The organism is Nocardiopsis sp. TNDT3, from assembly GCF_003427465.1.
GTDB classification, from domain to species: Bacteria; Actinomycetota; Actinomycetes; order Streptosporangiales; family Streptosporangiaceae; genus Nocardiopsis; species Nocardiopsis dassonvillei.
The window spans coordinates 1-1,359 of record NZ_QPFC01000106.1 but is presented as its reverse complement, the minus strand read 5'-3'; the positions used below and the strand labels follow the sequence as shown (position 1 = coordinate 1,359).

The 1,359-nt window shown below is 76.5% G+C and carries 1 protein-coding gene and 1 pseudogene; both read left to right on the top strand.

Annotated elements, in window-relative coordinates:
• A pseudogene (locus DQW06_RS03005) lies at positions 1–243 on the top strand (transketolase); the annotation flags it as partial.
• A 9-nt stretch (positions 244–252) separates the two neighbouring features.
• Positions 253–1,152, top strand: coding sequence for a transketolase family protein (locus DQW06_RS03000; protein ID WP_117197919.1), 900 nt, complete (start codon positions 253–255; stop codon positions 1,150–1,152).
• The last annotated feature ends 207 nt before the right edge of the window (positions 1,153–1,359 follow it).

Here is a 1,359-nt window from a genome sequence, read left to right as displayed (position 1 = left end):
GAGGGCAGCAACCACGAGGCCATCGCCGTCGCCGGACGGCTCGGCGTGGACAACCTCACCGTCGTCGCCGTGGACAACGCCTCCGCCAGCCACGGATGGCCGGGCGGGATCGGCGCCCGCTTCGGGATCGAGGGCTGGGAGGCCCGCGACGTCTCCGGCCGCGACCACGACGCCCTGTACGGGGCGCTCACCCGGCCCCACCCCGGACGGCCGCTGGCCGTCGTCGCCCGCGTCCGTTCCTAGGAGAGCCCCATGCGTGACACCTTCGCCGCCACCGTCAACCGCGCCATGGACACCGACCCCCGCCTGACCGTCGTCCTGGCCGCCATCTCCACGGGCATGTTCCGCGGAGCCGCCGCCCGCCACCCCGGCCGTGTGATCGACATGGGCATCCGGGAGCAGGCCATGATCGGCGTGGCCGGGGGTCTGGCCCTGACCGGGATGCGCCCGGTCGTGCACAGCTACGCGCCCTTCCTGGTGGAGCGGCCCTTCGAACAGCTCAAACTGGACCTGGGCCACCAGGGCGTGGGCGCCGTCCTGGTGAGCATCGGCGGCTCCTACGACGCCGCGGAGGAGGGGCGCACCCACCAGGCGCCCGGTGACGTGGCGCTGCTGGACACCCTTCCGGGGTGGACCGTGTACGCGCCGGGGCACCCCGACGAGGTGCGCGCCGCCCTGGAGGCCGCCCTGCCCGGGGAGGACCGCGTGTACGTGCGCCTGTCGGGGACCTCCAACCGCGTGGCGATGCCGTTGGACGGACGCCTCAGCGTGGTGCGCACGGGCTCGCCGCGTTCGGCCGGGGTGGTGGTGGCGGTCGGGCCGATGCTGGACCGGGTGCTGGAGGCCACCGCCGACCTGGACGTGACGGTCGCCTACACGGCCACCGTGCGCCCCTTCGACCGCGAGGGGCTGAGCGCGCTCGTCGGCGCGGCGGGCAACGCCGACGTGCTGGTGGTGGAGCCCTACCTGAGCGGGACCTCGGCGCACGAGGTCGCCGCGGCACTGGCCGACCGGCGCCACCGCCACCTGGGCCTGGGCGTGGCACGGGACCGAGAGGTGCGCGCCTACGGAACCCCGGCGCAGCACGCCCAGGCGCACGGACTGGACACCGAGGGCGTCGCCAAGTCCGCCCGGGCCTTCTTCCTCGTGTGACCCGCCCGCCGGTGTGACCGGTCTTCCTGTGTGACCCGCCCGCCGGTGCGGCCCGCCTCCCCGCGTCGGGCCCGTGCGCACGAAGGCGCGGACCACCGGCGCGCGCGGGCCGGCGGTCCACACCCCACGGCCCGCCCCAAGGCGCGGGCCCCGCGTCCCGGCTCCCGCCGCCGCGGCGGGCGGGACGATCACCCGGACCCGCCCGGG